General features: G+C 68.0%; 26 protein-coding genes. 17 read left to right on the top strand and 9 right to left on the bottom strand.

Going from position 1 to position 19,281, the window contains the following annotated elements:
- Positions 1-10: 10 nt before the first annotated feature.
- Both AUL35_RS06385 and pgeF read right to left on the bottom strand, forming a co-directional pair.
- Positions 11-1,159: a Xaa-Pro peptidase family protein gene (locus AUL35_RS06385; protein ID WP_062013196.1), complete on the bottom strand. Its 1,149-nt coding sequence runs from the start codon at positions 1,157-1,159 to the stop codon at positions 11-13.
- 13 nt (positions 1,160-1,172) lie between these two features.
- Complete coding sequence (gene pgeF, locus AUL35_RS06380) at positions 1,173-1,976, bottom strand: peptidoglycan editing factor PgeF (protein WP_062013194.1); 804 nt, start codon at positions 1,974-1,976, stop codon at positions 1,173-1,175.
- A gap of 106 nt (positions 1,977-2,082) precedes the next feature.
- Between pgeF and AUL35_RS22525 the strand changes: the two genes are divergently transcribed.
- On the top strand, positions 2,083-2,220 hold the full coding sequence (locus AUL35_RS22525) for a hypothetical protein (protein ID WP_192847056.1): 138 nt from the start codon (positions 2,083-2,085) through the stop codon (positions 2,218-2,220).
- A 6-nt stretch (positions 2,221-2,226) separates the two neighbouring features.
- Here the strand turns inward: AUL35_RS22525 and AUL35_RS06375 are convergent, their stop codons facing one another.
- Positions 2,227-3,330 (bottom strand): class I SAM-dependent methyltransferase, encoded by a 1,104-nt coding sequence (locus AUL35_RS06375; RefSeq protein WP_062013193.1) that lies wholly within the window; start codon positions 3,328-3,330, stop codon positions 2,227-2,229.
- Positions 3,327-4,187, bottom strand: coding sequence for a prolipoprotein diacylglyceryl transferase (lgt, locus tag AUL35_RS06370; protein WP_062013191.1), 861 nt, complete (start codon positions 4,185-4,187; stop codon positions 3,327-3,329). The genes AUL35_RS06375 and lgt overlap by 4 nt, the downstream gene beginning before the upstream one ends.
- 140 nt (positions 4,188-4,327) lie before the next feature.
- Between lgt and AUL35_RS06365 the strand changes: the two genes are divergently transcribed.
- From AUL35_RS06365 to AUL35_RS06350, 4 genes are all read left to right on the top strand, one after another.
- Positions 4,328-4,603 carry an accessory factor UbiK family protein gene (locus AUL35_RS06365; protein ID WP_062013189.1) on the top strand — a complete coding sequence of 92 codons (276 nt, stop codon included), beginning with the start codon at positions 4,328-4,330 and terminating at the stop codon, positions 4,601-4,603.
- Positions 4,604-4,935: 332 nt separating this feature from the next.
- The gene (locus AUL35_RS06360; protein WP_062013187.1) at positions 4,936-5,436 is read left to right on the top strand and encodes a YbjN domain-containing protein; all 501 of its coding nucleotides are present in this window, start codon (positions 4,936-4,938) and stop codon (positions 5,434-5,436) included.
- The gene (gene proC / locus AUL35_RS06355; RefSeq protein WP_062013185.1) at positions 5,436-6,263 is read left to right on the top strand and encodes a pyrroline-5-carboxylate reductase; all 828 of its coding nucleotides are present in this window, start codon (positions 5,436-5,438) and stop codon (positions 6,261-6,263) included. The genes AUL35_RS06360 and proC overlap by 1 nt, the downstream gene beginning before the upstream one ends.
- Positions 6,260-6,601 (top strand): tRNA-binding protein, encoded by a 342-nt coding sequence (locus AUL35_RS06350; RefSeq protein ID WP_062013182.1) that lies wholly within the window; start codon positions 6,260-6,262, stop codon positions 6,599-6,601. The genes proC and AUL35_RS06350 overlap by 4 nt, the downstream gene beginning before the upstream one ends.
- 15 nt (positions 6,602-6,616) lie before the next feature.
- Here the strand turns inward: AUL35_RS06350 and AUL35_RS06345 are convergent, their stop codons facing one another.
- The 3 genes from AUL35_RS06345 to AUL35_RS06335 all read right to left on the bottom strand — a co-directional run bounded on the left by AUL35_RS06345 (position 6,617) and on the right by AUL35_RS06335 (position 9,340).
- Positions 6,617-7,957 carry an ATP-binding protein gene (locus AUL35_RS06345; RefSeq protein ID WP_062013341.1) on the bottom strand — a complete coding sequence of 447 codons (1,341 nt, stop codon included), beginning with the start codon at positions 7,955-7,957 and terminating at the stop codon, positions 6,617-6,619.
- Positions 7,958-8,075: 118 nt separating this feature from the next.
- Entirely contained in the window at positions 8,076-8,798 is a 723-nt protein-coding gene (locus tag AUL35_RS06340; protein ID WP_062013180.1) for a response regulator, read from the bottom strand.
- A complete protein-coding gene (locus AUL35_RS06335) occupies positions 8,795-9,340 on the bottom strand; it encodes a MarR family winged helix-turn-helix transcriptional regulator (protein WP_062013178.1) in 546 nt (181 codons plus the stop codon). Before AUL35_RS06335 ends, AUL35_RS06340 begins: the two co-directional genes overlap by 4 nt.
- 290 nt (positions 9,341-9,630) lie before the next feature.
- Between AUL35_RS06335 and AUL35_RS06330 the strand changes: the two genes are divergently transcribed.
- Both AUL35_RS06330 and AUL35_RS06325 read left to right on the top strand, forming a co-directional pair.
- On the top strand, positions 9,631-10,521 hold the full coding sequence (locus AUL35_RS06330; RefSeq protein ID WP_062013176.1) for a branched-chain amino acid aminotransferase: 891 nt from the start codon (positions 9,631-9,633) through the stop codon (positions 10,519-10,521).
- Positions 10,522-10,613: 92 nt separating this feature from the next.
- Positions 10,614-11,261: an MBL fold metallo-hydrolase gene (locus AUL35_RS06325; protein WP_062013174.1), complete on the top strand. Its 648-nt coding sequence runs from the start codon at positions 10,614-10,616 to the stop codon at positions 11,259-11,261.
- A gap of 16 nt (positions 11,262-11,277) precedes the next feature.
- On the opposite strand, the gene AUL35_RS06320 is transcribed toward AUL35_RS06325, so the two are convergent.
- On the bottom strand, positions 11,278-12,141 hold the full coding sequence (locus tag AUL35_RS06320; protein WP_062013172.1) for a BA14K family protein: 864 nt from the start codon (positions 12,139-12,141) through the stop codon (positions 11,278-11,280).
- A 300-nt stretch (positions 12,142-12,441) separates the two neighbouring features.
- Positions 12,442-12,657, bottom strand: coding sequence for a cold-shock protein (locus tag AUL35_RS06315; protein ID WP_062013170.1), 216 nt, complete (start codon positions 12,655-12,657; stop codon positions 12,442-12,444).
- A gap of 461 nt (positions 12,658-13,118) precedes the next feature.
- Between AUL35_RS06315 and AUL35_RS06310 the strand changes: the two genes are divergently transcribed.
- The 10 genes from AUL35_RS06310 to AUL35_RS21515 all read left to right on the top strand — a co-directional run bounded on the left by AUL35_RS06310 (position 13,119) and on the right by AUL35_RS21515 (position 19,274).
- Complete coding sequence (locus AUL35_RS06310; protein WP_062013162.1) at positions 13,119-13,499, top strand: hypothetical protein; 381 nt, start codon at positions 13,119-13,121, stop codon at positions 13,497-13,499.
- A 104-nt stretch (positions 13,500-13,603) separates the two neighbouring features.
- Positions 13,604-13,966, top strand: a complete 363-nt coding sequence (locus AUL35_RS06305; protein WP_062013160.1) for a hypothetical protein — start codon at positions 13,604-13,606, stop codon at positions 13,964-13,966.
- Complete coding sequence (locus AUL35_RS22030) at positions 13,966-14,115, top strand: hypothetical protein (RefSeq protein ID WP_156417871.1); 150 nt, start codon at positions 13,966-13,968, stop codon at positions 14,113-14,115. Before AUL35_RS06305 ends, AUL35_RS22030 begins: the two co-directional genes overlap by 1 nt.
- A 121-nt stretch (positions 14,116-14,236) precedes the next feature.
- The gene (locus AUL35_RS06300) at positions 14,237-14,518 is read left to right on the top strand and encodes a hypothetical protein (protein WP_062013158.1); all 282 of its coding nucleotides are present in this window, start codon (positions 14,237-14,239) and stop codon (positions 14,516-14,518) included.
- Positions 14,519-14,587: 69 nt separating this feature from the next.
- A complete protein-coding gene (locus AUL35_RS06295) occupies positions 14,588-14,908 on the top strand; it encodes a hypothetical protein (protein WP_062013156.1) in 321 nt (106 codons plus the stop codon).
- 117 nt (positions 14,909-15,025) lie between these two features.
- The gene (locus AUL35_RS06290) at positions 15,026-15,340 is read left to right on the top strand and encodes a hypothetical protein (RefSeq protein ID WP_062013153.1); all 315 of its coding nucleotides are present in this window, start codon (positions 15,026-15,028) and stop codon (positions 15,338-15,340) included.
- A complete protein-coding gene (locus tag AUL35_RS22025) occupies positions 15,337-15,477 on the top strand; it encodes a hypothetical protein (RefSeq protein ID WP_156417870.1) in 141 nt (46 codons plus the stop codon). The genes AUL35_RS06290 and AUL35_RS22025 overlap by 4 nt, the downstream gene beginning before the upstream one ends.
- A gap of 638 nt (positions 15,478-16,115) precedes the next feature.
- Positions 16,116-16,622: a hypothetical protein gene (locus tag AUL35_RS06285; RefSeq protein ID WP_156417869.1), complete on the top strand. Its 507-nt coding sequence runs from the start codon at positions 16,116-16,118 to the stop codon at positions 16,620-16,622.
- Entirely contained in the window at positions 16,616-17,323 is a 708-nt protein-coding gene (locus AUL35_RS06280; protein WP_062013149.1) for a hypothetical protein, read from the top strand. Before AUL35_RS06285 ends, AUL35_RS06280 begins: the two co-directional genes overlap by 7 nt.
- Positions 17,324-17,381: 58 nt before the next feature.
- Entirely contained in the window at positions 17,382-19,274 is a 1,893-nt protein-coding gene (locus tag AUL35_RS21515; protein ID WP_082666164.1) for an ATP-dependent endonuclease, read from the top strand.
- The last annotated feature ends 7 nt before the right edge of the window (positions 19,275-19,281 follow it).

The following is a 19,281-nucleotide window of genomic DNA, read 5'->3' as shown; positions in this document are numbered from 1 at the left end:
GCGCGAGCCCTCAGCGCACGACGAGATCGAGCGGCAGGCCCGACAGGGACTCGGGCGCCCCGTCGGTCGTGAGGTAGGTGCGACCGAGCGTCATGGCCGTGCCGGAGTCCGAGTCCATCAGGATCATGTGGGCAAAGAGCGTCATGTCCGCGCGGATCGGCTCGGCATTGCCGGAGACGAACATCTGGGGGTCCATCCAGGACGGGGCGTAGCGCGCGCCGACCGAGTAGCCGCAGGCCGCCAGGCGATGGCGCGACAGGTCGTGCGCCTCCATGACGCGGGCATGGGCGTCGAAGACGTCGCCGAAGGTCCGGCCGGGGCGCATGGCCTCCTCCACCGCCGCCAGCGCTTCCACGGCCGCCGCATGGAGTTCCTCGTGCCGGATCAGCGGCGAGCCGACCACGACCGTGCGCATGGCGGGCGCGTGGTACTGCGCCTTGACGCCGGCCCATTCGACCGTGAGCTGGTCCTGCGCGGACAGGTGCCGCCGCCCCGACTTGTAGCGGCACAGAAGCGCGTCGGGTCCCGAGCCGAGGATGAAGGGGTTGGCGGGATAGTCGCCGCCCTCGGCCAGCACCGTGCCCTGCAGCGCGTGGAGGAGGGCGGCCTCGTCGGCCCCCTCTCGCACCAGCGGCAGCATGCGCTCGAAGGCGAGGTCGGTGAGACGGGCGGCCTCGCGCACGTAGGCGATCTCCTCGGCCGACTTCACGACGCGCAAGCCCGGCACGAGGTCGGAAGCGTCGAGAAGCGTCGCGAACGAGCCGAGCTTCTCCTCCACCAGCCGCCCGTTGGCGGCGGTGAGCCCCTGCGTCGCCCACTCGACGCCGATCCGGCCGCCGAGAAGGTCCAGGCCGTCCAGAAGGTCGCGCAGCTCGATCGCGGGGTTCGCGCCGCCCCGGTCGCGCCACACCACGATGTCGTTTAGGCGCGAGGTGTGCTGCGCCTGTCGCAGGTCCGCCGAGCGCGTGAGGAGCTTCATCGTGCCGTCGGCAAGCACGACGAGGCACTGGAAGAAGCAGAAGCCGAACGTGTCGTAGCCGGTCAGCCAGTAGGAGGAATCCTGCGCGAAGAGGAGCACGGCGTCGAGCCGGCGCTCGGCCATCTCCGCCCGCAGGCGCTCCAAACGGCTCTCGAACTCGGCGTCGCTGAAATGCAGCATGGGTTTCGCTCCCTCAGCCGAGCACGATCGCGGCGATCTGCCGGCCGTAGTCCGGCTCGCCGCGATGGGTGGTGCGGCGATAGGAGAACCAGTCGGCCTCCGCCCCGTACGTGCAGCGCCCGACGAAGCTGGCGCTGCCCACGCCCGCGCGCGTCAGACGCATGAGGATGAGGCCCGGCAGGTCGAACTGGCGCTTCTCGGCCGAGACGCCGGGCGCGAAGAAGGGCGCCGCACCGGGGTCGCCGGCGGCGACCGTCTCGGCCATCGCGGCGTCCACCTCGTAGTTGGCCTGCGTGATCGTGGGGCCGAGCACGGCGACGACGCGCTCGCGACGCGCGCCGCAGCGCTCCATCGCCTCGAGGGTCGCCTCCAGGACGCCGCCGGTCGCCCCGCGCCAGCCCGCATGGGCGGCCGCGACGACGCCCGCCTCGCGATCCGCGAACAGCACGGGACCGCAGTCGGCCGTGAGGACGCCGACGGCCAGCCCAGGCCGGCGCGTCACCACCGCGTCGGCGCGCGGGCGCTCGGTGCCGAAGGGTTCCTCCACGACCACGGCGGTGGGGGAATGGACCTGGATGGGGGTCGCGAGCCGGTCCGGCGCGACGCCGAGGCTCGCGGCCACGCGCGCCCGGTTCTCGTGCACGCGCGCCGGGTCGTCGGAGGAGCCGATGCCGACGTTGAGGTCGGCGTAGATCCCGTCCGAGACGCCGCCGCGCCGTCCGAAGAAGCCGTGGCTCATGCCGCCGAGCCCCCCGAGAGCCGCGCTTTGAAGGACGTCGGCGACGGGCCGGGCGGTGGGGGTGTCGGTGTGCTGCATGGGCGGGACGGTGGTTCAGGCGCGATCCCAAGTCAACGCCGCGCAACCCGCGAGCGGGATCGTCCGTTGGCGCGGCACCGGATGGTCCGGCCATGGGAGACCCGCGATGACCGACAAGAAGGGCAAGGGCAGCGAGACCGCCCGGAAGGCCAATGCCAAGGCCGCCAAGGAGGGCGAGAGCAATCCGCGCAAGTCCTCGGCCGCGCAGGCCGAACTCGGCAAGAAGGGCGGCAAGTCGAAGTAGCGCCGGTCAGGCGCCGGGTACGGCGAAGGGCGGAAGCGGCAGGGGGCGAGGCGAGAGCGCGAGCGCCTTGAAGAGCGCCCCCATCTCGCCCTCGGCCTCGCCGGCCAGACGCCGCGCGGCGCGCACGATGCCCTCGCGTCCCGCCTCGTCGGCGCCGGCGCCGAGCACGCCCGCGCGCTCGCGCAGGCCCAGCGCCAGAAGAAAGGCGCCTTGAGCCATCGCCGCGCCCGCGCAGCCGCGGGCCAGCGCGACGCGGCGCGCCTGCGCGAAGTCGACATGGCTCGTGATGTCGACGCGACCGCACTCAGCGAGCGGCGAAACGGCGCGGTGGGCCTTGAGGGCCTGCAGCGTGTCGCCGTAGCCGGTGCGAAGATGGCCGTAGTCGAACAGGAGTGCCGCGCCGCCCTGGGACGCGAGGTGCGTCGCCATGTCCGCCACGATCTGGTCGCGCTCGGGCGAGGTCTCGAAGACGTGGCCCTCGCCGGGCGGCGGCGCGCGCGGGTCGGTGAGCGCCGCCGGCAGCCCGTCGCGCGGCGGGAGACGCGCGAAGCGCAGCGCGCCCGTCTCGTCCACCGTCACGAAGCGCTCGCCCCACGAGCCGTCCCGATACTCGAACTGGCGGATCGCCACCGCGTCCAGCAGTTCGTTGGCGACGAGAAGCGTCGGGGCGGCGTCGAGCTCGCGGATCTCGCGCACGCGCCGCACCGGCAGGTCGAAGGCGGCGAGGCGCTCGATCTGGCGCGCAGCCAGCCGGTCGCTGCGCTCCACGAGGCGGGGCCTCAGGGCGCGCATGAGGGCGGGATCGAGCCGGCGGACCGTGCGCAGGACATCCTGGATCAACGTGCCGTCGCCCGGCCCTCCTTCCGCGAGCACCACGGGCGAGGGGCTGCCGATCGCGCGCCAGGCCGCCACGAGCCAGGCGCCCACCAGCTCGCCGAACATCTGCGACACGCCCGGTGCCGTCACGAAGTCGCCCGCCGCCCCGAACGGGTCGCGCTGCGTATAGTAGCCCTCCGCCGGATCGAAGAGGCAGAGGTTCCAGAAGCGGTCGAGCCGCATCGGGCCCTCGGCCCCGATCTCCTCCCGGATGCGCCGGTCGAGCGGCGTCACGAACCGGCCGGGGCGGGGCGAGGCGCATGGGCGCGCGGCCGTGCGGTCGCGATGCCCCAGAGGCCGACGAGGAGCATGGGCACCGACAGGACCATGCCCATGGTGAGCCAGCTCGTTCCCAGAAGGTAGCCGAGCTGGACGTCGGGCATGCGGAAGAACTCGACGAAGATGCGCGCGAGCCCGTAGCCGAGGATGAAGACGCCGCCCGTCAGGCGCGGCTTCCCGAGCGAGCCGAAGCGGTGCGTCATGACGCGCAGCACCAGGAACAGGACGATGCCCTCCAGCCCCGCCTCGTAGAGCTGGCTCGGATGGCGGGGCTCGGGGCCGCCGGTCGGGAACACCATGGCCCAGGGCACGCTCGTGGGTGCTCCCCAGAGCTCGCCGTTGATGAAGTTGGCGATGCGCCCGAAGAAGAGGCCGAAGGGCACCGAGGCCGCCACGACGTCGATTAGGCTGAAGAGCGGCACCTTGTGCGAGCGGCAGAAGAGGATCATCGCCACCACCACGCCGATCAGCCCGCCGTGGAAGGACATGCCGCCCTCCCAGACGCGCAGGGCCGAGAGCGGGTCGGCCTGCACCCGCGCGAAGTCGTAGAAGATGATCGAGCCGAGGCGGCCGCCGATCACGATGCCCAGCGTGATCCAGACGATGAAGTCGTCGATGTCCTCACGGGTGATCGGCGAGACGCCGTTCGGCCAGAGCCGGGGCGTGCCCGCGAGGTGCCGGCCGTAGAGCCAGCCGCACAGGATTCCCGCGACATAGGCAAGACCGTACCAGCGCAGCGCGATCGGGCCGATCTGGAGGAAGACCGGGTCGATCGCGGGATAGGCGAGGACGCCGAGCGGCAGGAGGTTCATGGGCGTCGGGACCTTGCAACGGCGCGGTTCGCCCGTCGGTTTGGCCGCTCCCCGCGGCGCGGTCAAGGCGAGCGGGCTCCATTGCCAAGCCTCCGGCGACCTCCTAACTCAAGGGGGAACTTCCCTCGGAGCGCTTTCCCATGACCACCCAAGGCCCCAACCGCATGATGGACGAGTTCGCCCGGATGATGACCGATGCGGCGGGCGCCGCCCAGGGCGTGCGCCGGGAGGTGGAGACCATGTTCCGCACCCAGGGCGAGCGCTTCGTGAACCAGATGGACCTCGTCAAGCGCGAGGAGTTCGAGATCGTGCGCGAGATGGCGACGCGCGCCCGCGTCGAGAATGAGGCGCTCAAGAAGCGCGTGGCCGAGCTCGAGGAGCGTCTCGCCGGGACCGCGCCGAACCCCGCCTCCTGAGGCCTTCTTCGCTTATCCACAGCCTCTCCACAGTTTCTCCCCCGAGGCGGGGGAGGCGGCCCGGACTCGAAAGTTCTGGCGCGAGAGTCGCTTACCATCCCCGGCCCTCGGCGAGGCTGGGGATGTCCATGTCGCAAAAGCTTAAAATGCCGTTTCCCCACTGGTGATCGGGCGGGGTCCCGATACACTGATTCCGAAGGGTGATTCGTTCTGGCGGGCGTTTCCCCCGGACGATGCGGCAGGAGATCCGACGAGGAAACGGAACTCCACGGCGGCGGGGCGCATGCGGCGCCCGCTGGTCCCCGCATCGGGGTGCGGCACGGGGACTGACGATGCAGCTGCGGCAACTGGACTTCGAGCGGGACAGCCACCCGGTGGACACGGTGGAGCTTCTCGCCTCGACGCGCGACTGGAGTTTCGAGCGCCCCTGCGACGACGAGATCGCCGTCTCGGTACGCGGCGCCTGGACGGACTATTCCGTGGCCTTCTCCTGGATGGCGGCCCACGAGGCGCTGCACCTGAGCTGCGCCTTTGCGACCAAGGTGCCCGCGCGGCGCGAGGTCGAGGTGCTGCGGCTTCTCGCGCGCATCAACGAGCAGCTTCTCGTCGGCCATTTCGACCTGTGCGGCGCGGAAGGGGCGATCGTGTTCCGCCATGCGCTGCTCCTGTCGGGCGGCGCCGAGGCGACCGAGGAACAGGCCGAGCGCCTCCTGTCCATGGCGCTGGAGGCGTGCGAGCGCTACTATCAGGCCTTCCAGTTCGTGGTCTGGGCCGACCGGACCGCGGCGGACGCCATGGCCTGCGCGGTGTTCGACACGGTCGGCCGCGCCTGATGGCGAGCGCGCTGGAGACCGCCGGCCGGGTTCTGCTCGTCGGCGGCGGCAACATGGGCGGCGCGATGCTGCGCGGCTGGCTGGAGGCGGGTCTCGATCCCGCCCATGTCACGGTTCTCGACCCGAACGGCGCGCCGCTCCTGCGCGACGTCTTTTCGCGCGGCGTGCGTCTGGCCGCCGCGCCGGCCGAGGTGGAAGCGTCCGCCGATACAGCGGTCCTCGCGGTCAAGCCGCAGGTCATGCCGACCGTGCTGCCCTCGCTCCTGCCGCTTCTTTCCGACGAAACGCTGATCGTCTCGGTCGCAGCCGGTCGCACCGTTGCCTCGATCGAGGCGGCGCTCGGCGAGCGGGCCGTGGTGCGCGCCATGCCCAACACGCCGGCCCTCGTGAACCGGGGCATCACCGGTGCCTACGCCAACGCGCGCGTGAGCGCCGAGATGCGGGCGCGGGCGCAGGCGCTTCTGGAAAGCTCCGGCCCCGTGGAGTGGGTCGAGCGCGAGGCGCTGATCGACGCGGTGACGGGCGTCTCGGGCAGCGGCCCGGCCTATGTGTTCCTGCTCGCCGAGGCCCTGGCGGAGGCGGGCGTCGCGGCCGGTCTCGAGCCGGCGCTGGCGATGCGTCTTGCGCGCCACACGGTGGCGGGCGCGGGCGAGCTGATGATCCGCTCCGGCGACGAGCCCGCGCAGCTTCGCCGCAACGTGACCTCGCCCAACGGGACGACGCAGGCCGCGCTCGCCATCCTGATGGCCGACGACGGGTTCGCGCCGCTCCTGCGCCGGGCGGTGCTGGCCGCCCGCGACCGCGCCGAGGAGCTGTCGCGCGGATGAGCGCCGAGATCACCTATGCCGACTTCGAGCGCGTCGACATCCGCGTCGGCACGATCGTCTCGGCCGAGCCCTTTCCGGAAGCGCGCAAGCCCGCCTTCCGGCTCCAGATCGACTTCGGTCCCGAGATCGGCGTCCGGAAATCCTCGGCGCAGATCACGGTTCGCCACAGCCTCGAAGAGCTCGTCGGCCGTCAGGTCATGGCGGTGGTCAACTTTCCGCCGCGCCAGATCGGGCCGATGCGCTCCGAGGTCCTGACGCTGGGCTTCCCCGATGCCGACGGCCATGTCGTGCTGGCAAGCCTCAGCCATCCCGTGCCGAACGGCGGCCGGCTGTTCTAGCGCGGCCTCGTCCGGTCAGGCCGGCACGCGCACCATCGCCTTCAGACCGCCGAGGGATGAGTCCGACAGGAGGATGTCGCCGCCGTGCGAGCGCGCGATGTCGCGTGCGATGGCAAGGCCCAGCCCTGTGCCGCCGGCGTCGATGTTGCGCGCCTCGTCCAGCCGCACGAAGGGCTTGAACACCTCCTCGCGCTGTTCGGCGGGAATGCCCGGCCCGTCGTCCTCGACGCTCACCGTCAGCCAGCGCCCGTCCTTGCGGGCCTGGACGCGCAGGTGCGAGCCGTGGCGCATGGCGTTGGCGACGAGGTTGTTGAGGATGCGCGTGAAGCCGGCCGGGCGCACGGTCACGCTCGGGTCGCCCGAGACGTCGGTCTCGATGGCGACGCCGTGCAGCGCCGCGTCGGCCTCGAACTTGGCGAAGACGCGCTCGAGGTCGAGCTCGCCGACATCCTCGCCAGCCTCGCCCTTGGCGAAGGCGAGGTACCCCTCCAGCATCCGGCCCATCTCGTCGACGTCGTGCTCCAGCTCGCGCCGGTCCTCGTTGTCCTCCATGATGGCGAGCTGCAGGCGGAAGCGCGTGAGCACGGTCCGCAGGTCGTGGCTGACGCCGTTCAGCATCTGCGTGCGCTGCTCGATCTGGCGCTCGATGCGGTCGCGCATCTGGATGAAGGCGAGCGAGGCGCGTCTGACTTCCGACGCCCCACGCACGCGAAAATCCGGCGGCATGGGCTGGCCGCGCCCGAAGCCGTCGGCGGCCTCGGCGAGCTTCTGGATGGGGCGGATCTGGTTGCGCAGGAAGAGGATGGCGATGAGCAGGAGCACCAGCGAGGTGCCCACCATCCAGAGCAGGAAGATGTGCGTGTTGGAGGCGTAGGCCGAGTTGCGCGGCGCGAAGACGCGCAGCACGTGGTCGGGCAGCTGGATGCGGATCTCGACGATGCGCGACTCGCCCACCGTATCGATCCAAAAGGGCCGGTTGATCTGGCTCGTGATCTCCTCGGACAGGATGCCGTCGAGGATGTTGAAGAAGGGCTTGGGCGCGGGCGCCGGGAGCGGCTCGGGAGGGAGCACCAGGACGTTGAGGCGCAGGGCGTCGCGCGCGATGCGCGTGACCTGCGCGAAGTCGGCGTCCTGTGGATAGGTGTCGATGATGTCGATCACCGCCGCGATGTCCTGGACGACGGCCGTCGAGAGGCGCTGCGTCACGGTCTGCCAGTGGCGTTCCATGAAGACGAAGGCCACCACCGACTGGAGCAGCACCATGGGCGCGATGATGATGATCAGCGAGCGCGCGTAGAGCCCCTTGGGCGTGCGGCGCGAGAAGAAGCGGCGCAGGCGGCGCAGCGGCCCGCGCAAGGGGCCGAGCGGAAGCGCGGGCGCGCGGATGCCCCGCAGGCCCCTGGTGAAGGCCTCGCCTCCCGGCCGGATGCGGTCCAAGAGCGTCACGCCTGCGTCTCCCCGTTCAGCCGGCCCGTCAGTCGACGTTCAGCCGGTAGCCGATGCCGCGCACGGTCTGCAGCCAGAGCGGATTGGCCGGGTCGCTCTCGATCTTGCGGCGCAGGCGGTTGATCTGGACGTCCACGGTGCGCTCGCCCACGTCCGCCTCGTCGGACAGGAGGTCCTGGCGCTGGATCGTCTCGCCCGCCTTGTGGGCGAAGAGGGTCATGATCTCCTGCTCGCGGTCGGTGAGGCGGATGATCTCCGCGCCGCGCCGCAGCTCGCGGCGCACCAGCGAGAAGGAGAACGGGCCGAAGCGCACGTTCTCGACCTTGTGGATCGGCTGGGCGGCGCCGCGCTTCAGGATGTTGTTGACGCGCAAGAGAAGTTCGCGCGGATCAAAGGGCTTGGCGAGGTAGTCGTCCGCGCCCGCCTCCAGACCCGAGATGCGGTCGTCGGTCTCGGCGCGCGCCGTCAGCATCAGGATCGGGATGTCGCGCACCGGCGAGAGGGCGCGCACCAGGTCGAGCCCGCTCTCGCCCGGCATCATCACGTCGACCACCAGGAGGTCGAACTCGAGGCCCGCCAGGATGCGCCGCGCCTCGGCGGCGTCGGCGGCGGTGGAGACGCGGAAGGCGCGCTCCGACAGGAAGCGCGACAGGAGCGTGCGGATGCGCCGGTCGTCGTCGACGACGAGGATATGCGGCGCGTCGTCCAGCGAGACGTCGGGCGAGGACGAAACGGGTTCGGTCGTGCTCAAGACGAAGAGGTCTCCTTGCCGATGCCCTTTCTGGCGAACCAGTCGCGCGTCGCCCGACGGTCGCTCCCCATTTCCAGGAGGAAGTCGTTGACGAGGCTCGGGTCGCTGAGGGCCGCGGCCCGGAAGGCCGCGTCGATGCGCCGACCCTGCGCGCGGGAGAGTTCCAGCGTCAAGACGCGGCCCGCCTGCGTCGGGTAGAGGCGGCGCTGGCGCCGGTCGTCATGACCCTGCACCTGGGCGATGAAGCCCTCGTCGATGAGCTGGCGCAGGACGCGGCTCAGCGACTGCTTGGTGATCTGGAGGAGGTCGAGAAGGTCGGCGATCGTCATGCCGGGATCGCGGTTCACGAAGTGGAGGACGCGGTGGTGCGCCCGGCCGTAGCCGTAGCGCGCCAGGATCGAGTCCGCATCGGCGGTGAACTCGCGATAGGCGAAGAAGAACAGCTCGATCAGCCGAAAGTCCAGCTCGCCGCGCGTGGGAAGCGGGTCGCGGACCACGTCGGCCTCGGCGGTGGGGGCGGGATCGTCCGAGATGGTGTCCATCAAATAGGTCAGTAGTGTTGACGTATCTTGGGGCCATTGTTACACCCTCCGGCGCGGGTTTAAACATGGAAACGGCCCGCCGGCGGCTCAAGGCATCCCGCTAAGGGACCCCCGGTCGCCCGTGCGACCCGGCGCGAGGCGCCCCGCCGCACCGGTTCGGCTCCCCGCCGAACCCTCGAAGGCTCATCCGTGCCCGGACGAGCGGGAGGAATGATGCGTCTCCGGGCGGGCGCACCGCAACTCAAGACCCCGAGAGGACACGCCCGCCAAGTCGGGCGCGCGAAGCCATCATGAGCGCAGTCTCCTTCGATCAACTGGACGGCCAGATCTGGTTCAACGGCGAGTTCGTGCCCTGGCGCGAGGCCAAGGTGCATGTTCTGACGCACGGCCTCCACTATGCGAGCTCCGTGTTCGAGGGCGAGCGCGCCTATGGCGGTGCCATCTTCAAGCTGCGCGAGCATACCGACCGGCTGATCGCGTCGGGCCGGGTGCTCGGCTTCGAGATTCCCTTCAGCGCCGACGAGATCGACGCGGCCTGCCGCGAGCTTCTCCAGCGCCAGGGCTTTTCTGACGCCTATGTCCGCCCCGTCGCCTGGCGCGGCTCGGAGTCGATGGGCGTCTCGGCCCAGCACAACCGCATCAATCTCGCGATCGCCATCTGGCAGTGGCCGAGCTACTTCGACCCCGAGCAGCGCATGCGCGGCATCCGCCTCGACATGGCCGAGTACCGCCGCCCCGACCCGCGCACCGCCCCTTCCAAGGCCAAGGCGAGCGGGCTCTACATGATCTGCACCATCTCCAAGCACGCCGCCGAGGCCAAGGGCTATGCCGACGCCCTGATGCTGGACTGGCGCGGGCGCGTCGCCGAGGCGACGGGCGCCAATGTCTTCTTCGTCCAGGACGGCGTGCTCCACACGCCCGACCCGGACTGCTTCCTCGACGGCATCACGCGCCGCACGGTGATCGAGCTCGCCCGCCGGCGCGGGATCGAGGTGCGCGTGCGCGCCATCCAGCCCGAGGAACTGGAGGGCTTCACGGAGTGCTTCCTGTGCGGCACGGCCGCCGAGGTGACGCCGGTCTCCGAGATCGGACCCTACCGCTTCCAGCCCGGCGCGATCACCCGCCAGCTGGTGGACGACTACGCGAGCGAGGTTCAGCCGCGGCGCGTGGCGGCCGAGTAGTCCGCATCGCAGGCCGGGCCCGCCAAGCGCCCGGCCTGCGACTGTGCTAGGCGAGGGGACCTCTCCCTCGTTCGCGAAGGCCCCGAGCACCCATGTCCCAGCTTTTCGTCGAAGTCGTCCCGGTCACGCCCTTCGGGCAGAACTGCTCGCTCGTCTTCGACGAGGCGACGCGCGAGGGCGTGGTGGTGGATCCGGGCGGCGACCTCGACCGGATCGAGGCGGCGATCGGGCGGCTGAGCTTGAGCCCGCGCGCCATCTGGCTCACACACGGCCATATCGACCATGCGGGCGGCGCGGACGAGTTGCGCGAGCGGCTCGGCCTTACAGTGATCGGCCCCGAGCGCTCCGACGCGTCGCTCCTGTCGGGCTTGGAGGATCAGGCGCGCATGTTCGGCCTGCCCGGTCCCGTGCGCAACCTCGTGCCCGACCGCTGGCTCGACGACGGCGCGGTGCTGGAGATCGCAGGCCATCGCTTCGAGGTGATCCACGCGCCGGGCCATGCGCCCGGCCACGTCGTGTTCTTCAACCGCGCGGCCCGGTTCCTGATCGGCGGCGACGTCCTGTTCGCGGGCTCGATCGGCCGCACGGATCTGCCCTTCGGCGATCACGCGATGCTTCTGGCGACGATCCGCGACCGCATCCTGCCGCTCGGCGACGACGTGGCCTTCCTGCCCGGCCACGGCCCCGGCGGAACGATCGGCGAGGAGCGCCGCGCCAACCCGTTCCTCCAGGGGCTTTGACGCGCCGCGCCGCGGATCAGGGCTCGCCGGTGCAGAAGCGGCGGCGGCCCGTCTCGTCGGTATAGGTGCCGAGCGAGGCGTCGAAGGTCGGGTAGCGGCTCACGCAGTCGCGCAGCCAATCCGCCGTCCAGGGCTCGAAGCCGGACGAGCCGGCTGCCGCCGCGCTCTGCGGCTCCGGGCGGGGCTCGGGGACGGGCGGCGCGACCGGCGCGGCGGGCGCCGCCTCGTTTCGGGGCGCTGTCTCATTCCGGGGCGGCTTGGTGGGGGCCGGCATCGGCGGCTCGCGCGGCGCGAGCGTTGCGAGGTTCTCGCCGTTCTCCAGTTCCAGCGTCTCGTCGCGCGGCTCTTCCCGCATCGGCTTTCCCGCAGGAGGCGCGATGCGGATGATCTTGGTCGCACCCGAGCGCACGATGTCGAGGCCGGACGCGTCGTAGGGGCGATGGTCGAGGCGTGCGGTGGCGACGCGGATGATCTTGGCGCCGCCATAGCCCGGCGCGCTCGGCTCCGGTGCCTCGCCAGCACCGTTGGCTACGCCGTTGCCGTTGATCACGACCACCGAGACGTTGCGCCCGAACGCCCCGCCGCGCCGGTCGTTCGGCACCTCGGTGATCGACGAGCCGTGGTCGGATGCGCGCCGGCCGCCATAGGACCCGCCTTGCGGCAGGCGGGGCAGCTCGGGCGCGAAGCGGATGCCGCCGCCGTCTTCCAGGAACGGGCGGCCTTCGCCGAGCGCCGGCATCTCGAGCACCGCCGGACCAAAGGGCGTTCCAACGACGCGCTCGGTCCGGATGCCGCCCCCGTCGGCGAGGAAGCGATCGCGCGCGAGGGCCGGCGCGGCGGCGAGCGAGACGATGGCAAGCAGTGGCACGATCGATCTCATGGCAGGCAACTCCAGTTAACGTTCCGTTAACCTTGGAAGGCTGCAAGCGGCATGCCAGGCGGATTCGTCCCGATCTGGGACGGGGAACCCTAAGCTGCCCACGATGGATCGGCCCGCGCCGGACGACCGGGGGCACGTTGCGAGGCGCCGGGTTCGTGCGAGGCACACCCTGTCGAGCGCGAATGGGTTCCGTCGGACGAGCCGGGATCCGACACGAAGAAGGCCCGCGAACGGGCGCGGGCCTTCCGAAAATCTAGTCTTGTCGGACGCTCGGAGCGTCGCGCCGCTTGGGGGCGCTGCTCAGTCCGCCGTCTCGAGGTTGACGGCCTTGGGGCCCTTGCCGCGCTTGTCCGGCTCGGTCTCGAACGAAACCTTCTGGTTCTCCACCAGGCCGTTCAGGCCCGAGGCCTGCACCGCCGAGATGTGGACGAAGATGTCCGCGCCGCCATTGTCCGGCTTGATGAAGCCAAAGCCCTTCTCGGTGTTGAAGAACTTCACCGTTCCGGTCTGTGCCATGTCGTAACCCTTTTCCCTATTTGGTCGTGTTGCCCCTGCGGGCCTTGCAGGCAAGTCTTGATGCGAGGAAAAGGAAACGATACATCGCAGGCCGCTGGAACGGTCCACCCGGAGGATGCGCCTCCGATACGCAATTCGTCCATTACCCGAGTTCGCGAAATTGCCCGAACAACTTCAGTCTGCAAGGTGATGGTTGACTTTGCAAGCGAAAGTTCGCTTGGCACGGGAGTCGACATGACCATACGCAAGGTCATGATGCATTCGCGCCATGTCTGCTGATCGCTTCAAATCAACTGGCAACCTTACGAAGGGCTCCGTTCCGCCACCTTCGCGACACGATCGCGTTCCGGTCCGCAAGTCGTGAGCCGGCTCTGGAACGACGGGAACCATGTCGGTTCGTCATCCTTAACAAGACACACGTCCACGACGCGGACACCACACGTCTTCGGGAGACAGACCTCATGAAGCGCATTCTGATCATCGCCGCCGCAGCCGCCGCCCTGGCCGGTCCGGCCCTCGCCCAGTCGACCCAGAGCACGACCGGCAGCCCCGCCGCCGCGCCGATCCCGCCTGCCGGCACGCGCGCCCCGGACCAGATGGGAGCGGCCGCCACCACCGGCGACACCACCGCCCAGCCCGGCACGACGGGCGCGATGGGCACCGACTCCATGTCGACCAGCTCCACCACGGGCGGCAACATGGGCACCAGCGGCAACATGGGTACGATGGGCGCCACGGGCGGCACGGAAGTGCCGACGCAGGGCATGGACCCCAACAGCGCGGCCGCGGCCTCGCAGTCGACGCCGTCGGGCGGCATCGTTCCCGGCCAGACGCCGGAGTGAATGAACGGAAGTCCTCGCATCGCATTGATGCAAGGAACGGGGCGGCCCTTCGGGGCCGTCTCGCGTTTCAGACCCCGCCTTACCCCTTTGCCGGAGCTCCTCCCATGATCCGCCGCCTTTGCGCGATCGCCGCCGTCTCGCTCGCCACCGCCCTGCCGGCGGCCGCGCAGTCCTCCGCCCCGATGCCCGTGGACGGGCGCCTCGTGCAGGTTCGCGGCGCGACGCCGATCGAGGCGCAGGACCGCACCAACCTGCCGGGCGTGAACCTCGACCTGTCCTCCTCGAACCGCGACGCGAGCCCGCGCGGCCCCGGCGGCCTGCAGAACGGCGTCGGCGCCTACGGCGTCATGGCGCCCGACGCCTCGGGCACGGCCGGCAACACGCTGACGCGCATTCCCGGCGCCATTCCCGACACCAACAACGGCGTCGGCATCCCGATCTCGCAGCAGGGCGAGCCGGCGAACTGATGCGCGCGTCCCGCCAACTGATCCTCGCCGCGCTGGCCGTCTCGACGCTGGCGCTCGGCGCCTGCCAGAGCAACGGCGGGCGCCTGACGCCGACCGGCACCGGACAGACGCCGTCCCGCGGCATCGTGCCGGCGCAGACGCCGCAGTAACCATGCGGGGAGCGGGGAGGGATATTCTTCACGAAGCTGTGAACCTTCCCCGTTCAGTCGGCGTTCAGGTGAGCCTTTCTAGGCTCCCTTCACCAATCCCGTTCGGGAAGGACCCCCCGTCATGAAGCTCGCCATCCTCGCCACCGCCGCCGCGATCCTCGCCGGAACGCTCGCGCCCGGCCTCGCCCAGGCGCAGACCCGCGCCGAGATGCGCCACCACCGCATGGTGGAGCGCTCCATGCGCGACCACCACGTGACCCCGCGCGAGGCGCGCCGCATGGCCGAGCGCCGCATGCACCATCGCATGATGGAGCGCCGGATGGCCGAGCGCCGGATGGAGCGCCACGAGCGCCGCCACGAGCGCGCCGTGCGCCGCATGCACCGCGAGATGCGCCACTACTGAGCCTAGCACCGATCCCGGCGGCGGGGAGCGATCCTCGCCGCCCTTGTTCCCCCAGGGAGGAGTTGTCCCATGAAGCTTGCGATTCTCGCCACCGCCGCCGCCATGCTGGTCGCCACCGCCGTGCCGTCGATGGCCCAGACCTACCGCTCCGACGTGCGCCAGTACCGGCAGCAGGAGCGCATCGAGCGCGGCATCCGCCGTGGCGACCTGACGCCCCGCGAGGCGCAGCGCCTGATCCGCCAGCAGCGCCGCATCGAGCGCACTGAGCGCCGGGCGCGCTACTACAATAACGGCCGCATCGACCCGCGCTCGGCCGCGCGCATCGAGCGCATGCAGAACCGCGCCAACCGCGCGATCCGCAACACGCGCCACAACAACCGCACCTACTGACGCGACCCGACCCGTCGCATGTCCCAAGGCCCCGCCGGCGACGGCGGGGCCTTCTGTTTGGCCGGAACCGCCCGCGCGGGCCCCTCGTTTTGCGGCAAACCATTCGGAGTCCCGACGATGCGCGTTCCCCTTCTTCTTCTCCTGGCCGGCGCCTGCGCGCTGCCGGCCCTGCCGGCCGCCGCCCAGCCCTATGCGCCGAACGAGGCCGGCACGATCCTGACCGCGCGCGAGCGCGAATACGTGACGCGCCGCGTGCGCCTGCCCGACGGGCGCATCGTGCTTCTGACCGAGAACGACGGCCTGCCCTGGCTGTTCGGCGCGGGCTCGTCGGTGGGCGCGGCGAGCAGCGTGCCGCTGGTCGACGGGCGCACGCCCTCGATCGCGGGTTCGACGCCCTCCGGCGGCATCGTGCCGGGCCAGGAGGCGGAATGATCGCGCGGCTCGCGCTCGTGGTGGTGGCAGGGGCGCTGCTCTCCGGCTGCCTCAGCCAGATCAACAAGCCGATCACGCCGAACGACGAGTGGAAGGAGCGCGCGACGCGCTCCACCAACTCCCTGCCGCAGTACTAGCCGGACACGCCTTCGCCCCCGGCGCAGCCGAAGCCGCGCCGGGGAGGGGAGGGCTGGAGGTGGCCGGCGGGATTCACACCCCCGCCGGGACCTGCACTCGAACTTGTCTCCCGAGGAACTCGGGGGGATGCCGGAGGACGAGCCTCCGCGCGGACATGCGATGTGGTCAAAGGAAAAGGCCGGGCCGACCCCCGGCATCCCCCCGCGACTGCTGCGCCCGCTCCGCCGGAAGCCAGCTCGGCGGCGATCTCGTGCCCTCCCCCGGGGGCTCTCCCCAGGTTGGTGCGGCGTGCCCGGTCATCCGTCCACCCCCTACAGGGGAGTCCCGAGGTTCCGCCGGTTGCTCCGCGGCCCGCCTTTCGATCGGCGGACCGGCCCAAGATCTCGTGGCGCCCGGCGAAAGCGTCCCCTCCGGACGGGGACCCTCTGCCGGAGCCGCTCGCCGACCCCCGAACGATCCCGGTGATCATTCGCGTCCCCCGGAGGCCGGCGACGGGTCGAAGCATAGGGGCGCGCGGCCGCGCGGGGATAAATCGGCGTCTTCACCCGCACACGTCCCGCTTGCGCTTTTCCCCTTTCCAGCCCCCGTCGCTTGCCTCTAGGCTCAGATCCGCAAGGGCATGAGGGGAGACGGGGCGATGCGGCGACGGGGATGGAGTGGACTGGCGCTCGTGATGCTCGGGCTCTCAAGTCTTCCCGCGAACGCGCGCGCCGCCGAGCGGGTGGACTGCCCCGAGGGCGTGCCGACCGACGCCGTGTGCCACCGGGCGCAGGACGCGCGCGGCGCGTGGCTGCTGTTCGCCAAGCCGGCCAACTGGAACGGCGTCACCATCCTCCACGCCCATGGCGGCCCGCGCCTGTCGCCGCCGCGCTTCGACGATCCCGACGAGGACCTCTCGCGCTTCTCGGTTCTGGTGCGCGAGGGCTATGCCTGGGCCGCCACGAACTACCGGCGCGAGGGGTTCGGCGTGCGCATGGCGGCCGAGGACATGGTGGCTCTCAGCGAGATCGCGCCGGAGGTGCTGGGCGAAGCTCGGCTCACGATCCTCCACGGGCAGAGCTGGGGCGGCAATGTCGCGGCCAAGACGCACGAGCTCTATGCGATCCGGGGCGACGGACGGAAGCGCTTCGACGGCGGGTGCTGACGAGCGGCGTGCTGGCGGGCGGGCCGGAGCCCTACGAGTTCCGCGCGGGGCTGCGCGCCATCTACCAGTATTACTGCAACAACCATCCGCGCCCGGACGAGACGCAGTACGAGCTCTGGCGCGGCTTGCCCGAGGGCGCGCCCGCCATGAAGCGCGGGGACCTCGAGGCGCGGGTGGAGGAATGCACCGGCCTGTCGAAGCGGCCGGACGAGCGCACCGAGGCCGAGGCGGGGCGGCTCCACGACATCCTCGCGGCCTCGGGCGTGCCGCAGCGCACGCTGGTCTCGCACCTCCTGTTCGCCACCAACACGTTCAGCGACATCGTGAACAAACGGCTGGACGGGCGGAACCCCTTCACCAACGAGGGCGTGCGCTACACCGGGACCTCCGACGACGAGGCGCTGAACCGGGGCGTCCAGCGCTTTCGCGCCGACCCGGAGGGCGCGCGGCGCCTGCGCTACGACTCGGAGCTGACGGGCCGCATCGTCCTGCCGACCGTCACGCTCCACGCCAAGGACGACCCCACCGCCTTCGTGAGCCTGGAGCAGCGCTACCGCGACGCGGTGGAGGCGGCGAGGAACGGGGACCTGTTGGTGCAGCACGTCACGGACGAGCGCGAGCACTCGAAGCTGGCGGATGAGGGGTATGTGCGGGTGTTTTGGGAGGTGGTGGATTGGCTTCGAGTCTACAAATATTACTAACTAGAATGATACGTGTTCCTAAATTTGCCGATGATTTTATAATTTAAGGGTTGTTACGATGAATTACATTGGGTTTAGAATTCAGAATTTCAAGGGTATTAAAGATGCCTATATTGGTCTGTCGGAAAGTAATCATGCTCGAGTACATACGTTAGTTGGACTAAACGAAAGCGGTAAAACTACGATACTAGAAGCTATACATAGCTTCGCGCCAGATAGTGATACTAAAATAATCGTGGGAAGCGATCTATCAGGATCGGGGGCTGTGCAGGACCTAGTCCCTCGATATGCCGTTGCTGACTTCACCGGGGATATTAGTGTATCGGCGACTATACGGATCACAAGCGAAGACAAAATTGCGATTTGCAAAACTGCCCGCGACACTACTGGGAACAGTATCAGCTTCGACAAGGAGGGTGAGGAAGTATTCTCATATACTAAGTTTCACAAATATCAGAATGGTGACCACAAGGGGAATTTTAGAAGGGCAAGTATCGGTACGAAACTTCGGAAAACCGGGCAGCGGAAATTTTTCGAGGTATCCGGCAATGACCTCAAGTTTGCCTACGATGCGATTGAGTCGCTCATGCCGAGGATCGCGTACTTTCTAACCTTTGTTTTCGACTTTCCGGATAAAATATACCTGTCGGGAAGAGATGATGGTAAAAGCCTATTTTATCGTAAAGTATTTCAAGACATACTAGATTATGATCATCGCGGTCACAAAATAACTGATCACATTGTGAGTCGCATTCACAAATCGGATTTTCAGATCGAATGGCCTTCTTTCCATCGCAAATTCAATGCGTCTGGAGAAGGAGAAAAGATTGATCAGGTAATTGATCGAGCTGCGCAAACTGTAACAACAAATATATTCAAGCAATGGAACGATATTTTTGGGGAAGATGCAAGCGGAAAAGAGGTGATAATACCGTGGGATATTGACGAAGGGCCGGCTCGGATCGACAAAAAAGGCGTTGAAGCACCCGCTATACTTCATGATGCATATGTTCAGTTTAGAATAAAGGAGGGCGGCAATCGATACAATGTTGAAAGTAGATCGCTTGGGTTCCGCTGGTTCTTCGCCTTTTTGCTGTTCACGCAATTCCGGGTGGCAAGACAGCATGGTGCGGCTACAATCTTTTTGTTCGACGAGCCTGCTTCCAATTTGCACTCCGCCGCTCAACAAAAACTGATCGAAAGCTTTCCTGAAATAGCGAAGGACCCGCATATATTAATTTATTCAACTCATAGTCATTACATGATTGAGCCGAAGTGGCTAGAGCAGGCTTATATTGTTAAAAACAGCTCAAACGAGCCTGGTGATAGCGTAATAGATCTCAGTGTGCTGGATGATCAATCAATCGATGTACAAGCTATTCCATATCGAAAATTCGTCCACGAAAATCCGTCTAAAATAAGTTATTTCCAGCCTATTTTGGATAAGATACAAATATTTCCCTCAAAGTTCGATGTGAAGCAATCTGGCATAATACTAGAAGGAAAATCTGACTATTATGTATTGCGCTATGCCGCCGAACGAATAATAAAAAAGACGGTCGTAGCATTTCCGGCAGTGGGTGCTGGAACGCTCGGTGCGTTGATCGCGCTAAATAGGGGGTGGGGTCTTCCAGTAAAAATTTTATTAGATGGCGACGATGCCGGGAAAAGAGAAAAGAAGAGGTATCAAAAAGAATTCTACCTTTCGGATGATGAAATTTTAACGCTTTCAGAAATTAATCCGAGCTGGAAAGTTATCGAGGACTTATTAGACGAGAAAGATATTATGGAATTAGGCCTCCAGAACGAGAAAGACGGAAAAATCAATAAGCAAAAGGTGTTAAGTATATTTCAGGAGCGACTCGTCTCTGGTGCTGATATCCCTCTTTCAAAAGAAACAAAAGAAAACCTTAGAGCGCTGGCCGAGTTCGTTCGAAAATTGTCTATGTAGCAATTGC

The organism is Aureimonas sp. AU4 (genome assembly GCF_001463765.1).
GTDB lineage: Bacteria > Pseudomonadota > Alphaproteobacteria > Rhizobiales > Rhizobiaceae > Aureimonas.
Note: the sequence above shows the minus strand (reverse complement) of the source record. Positions and strands in the feature narration are given on the sequence as shown.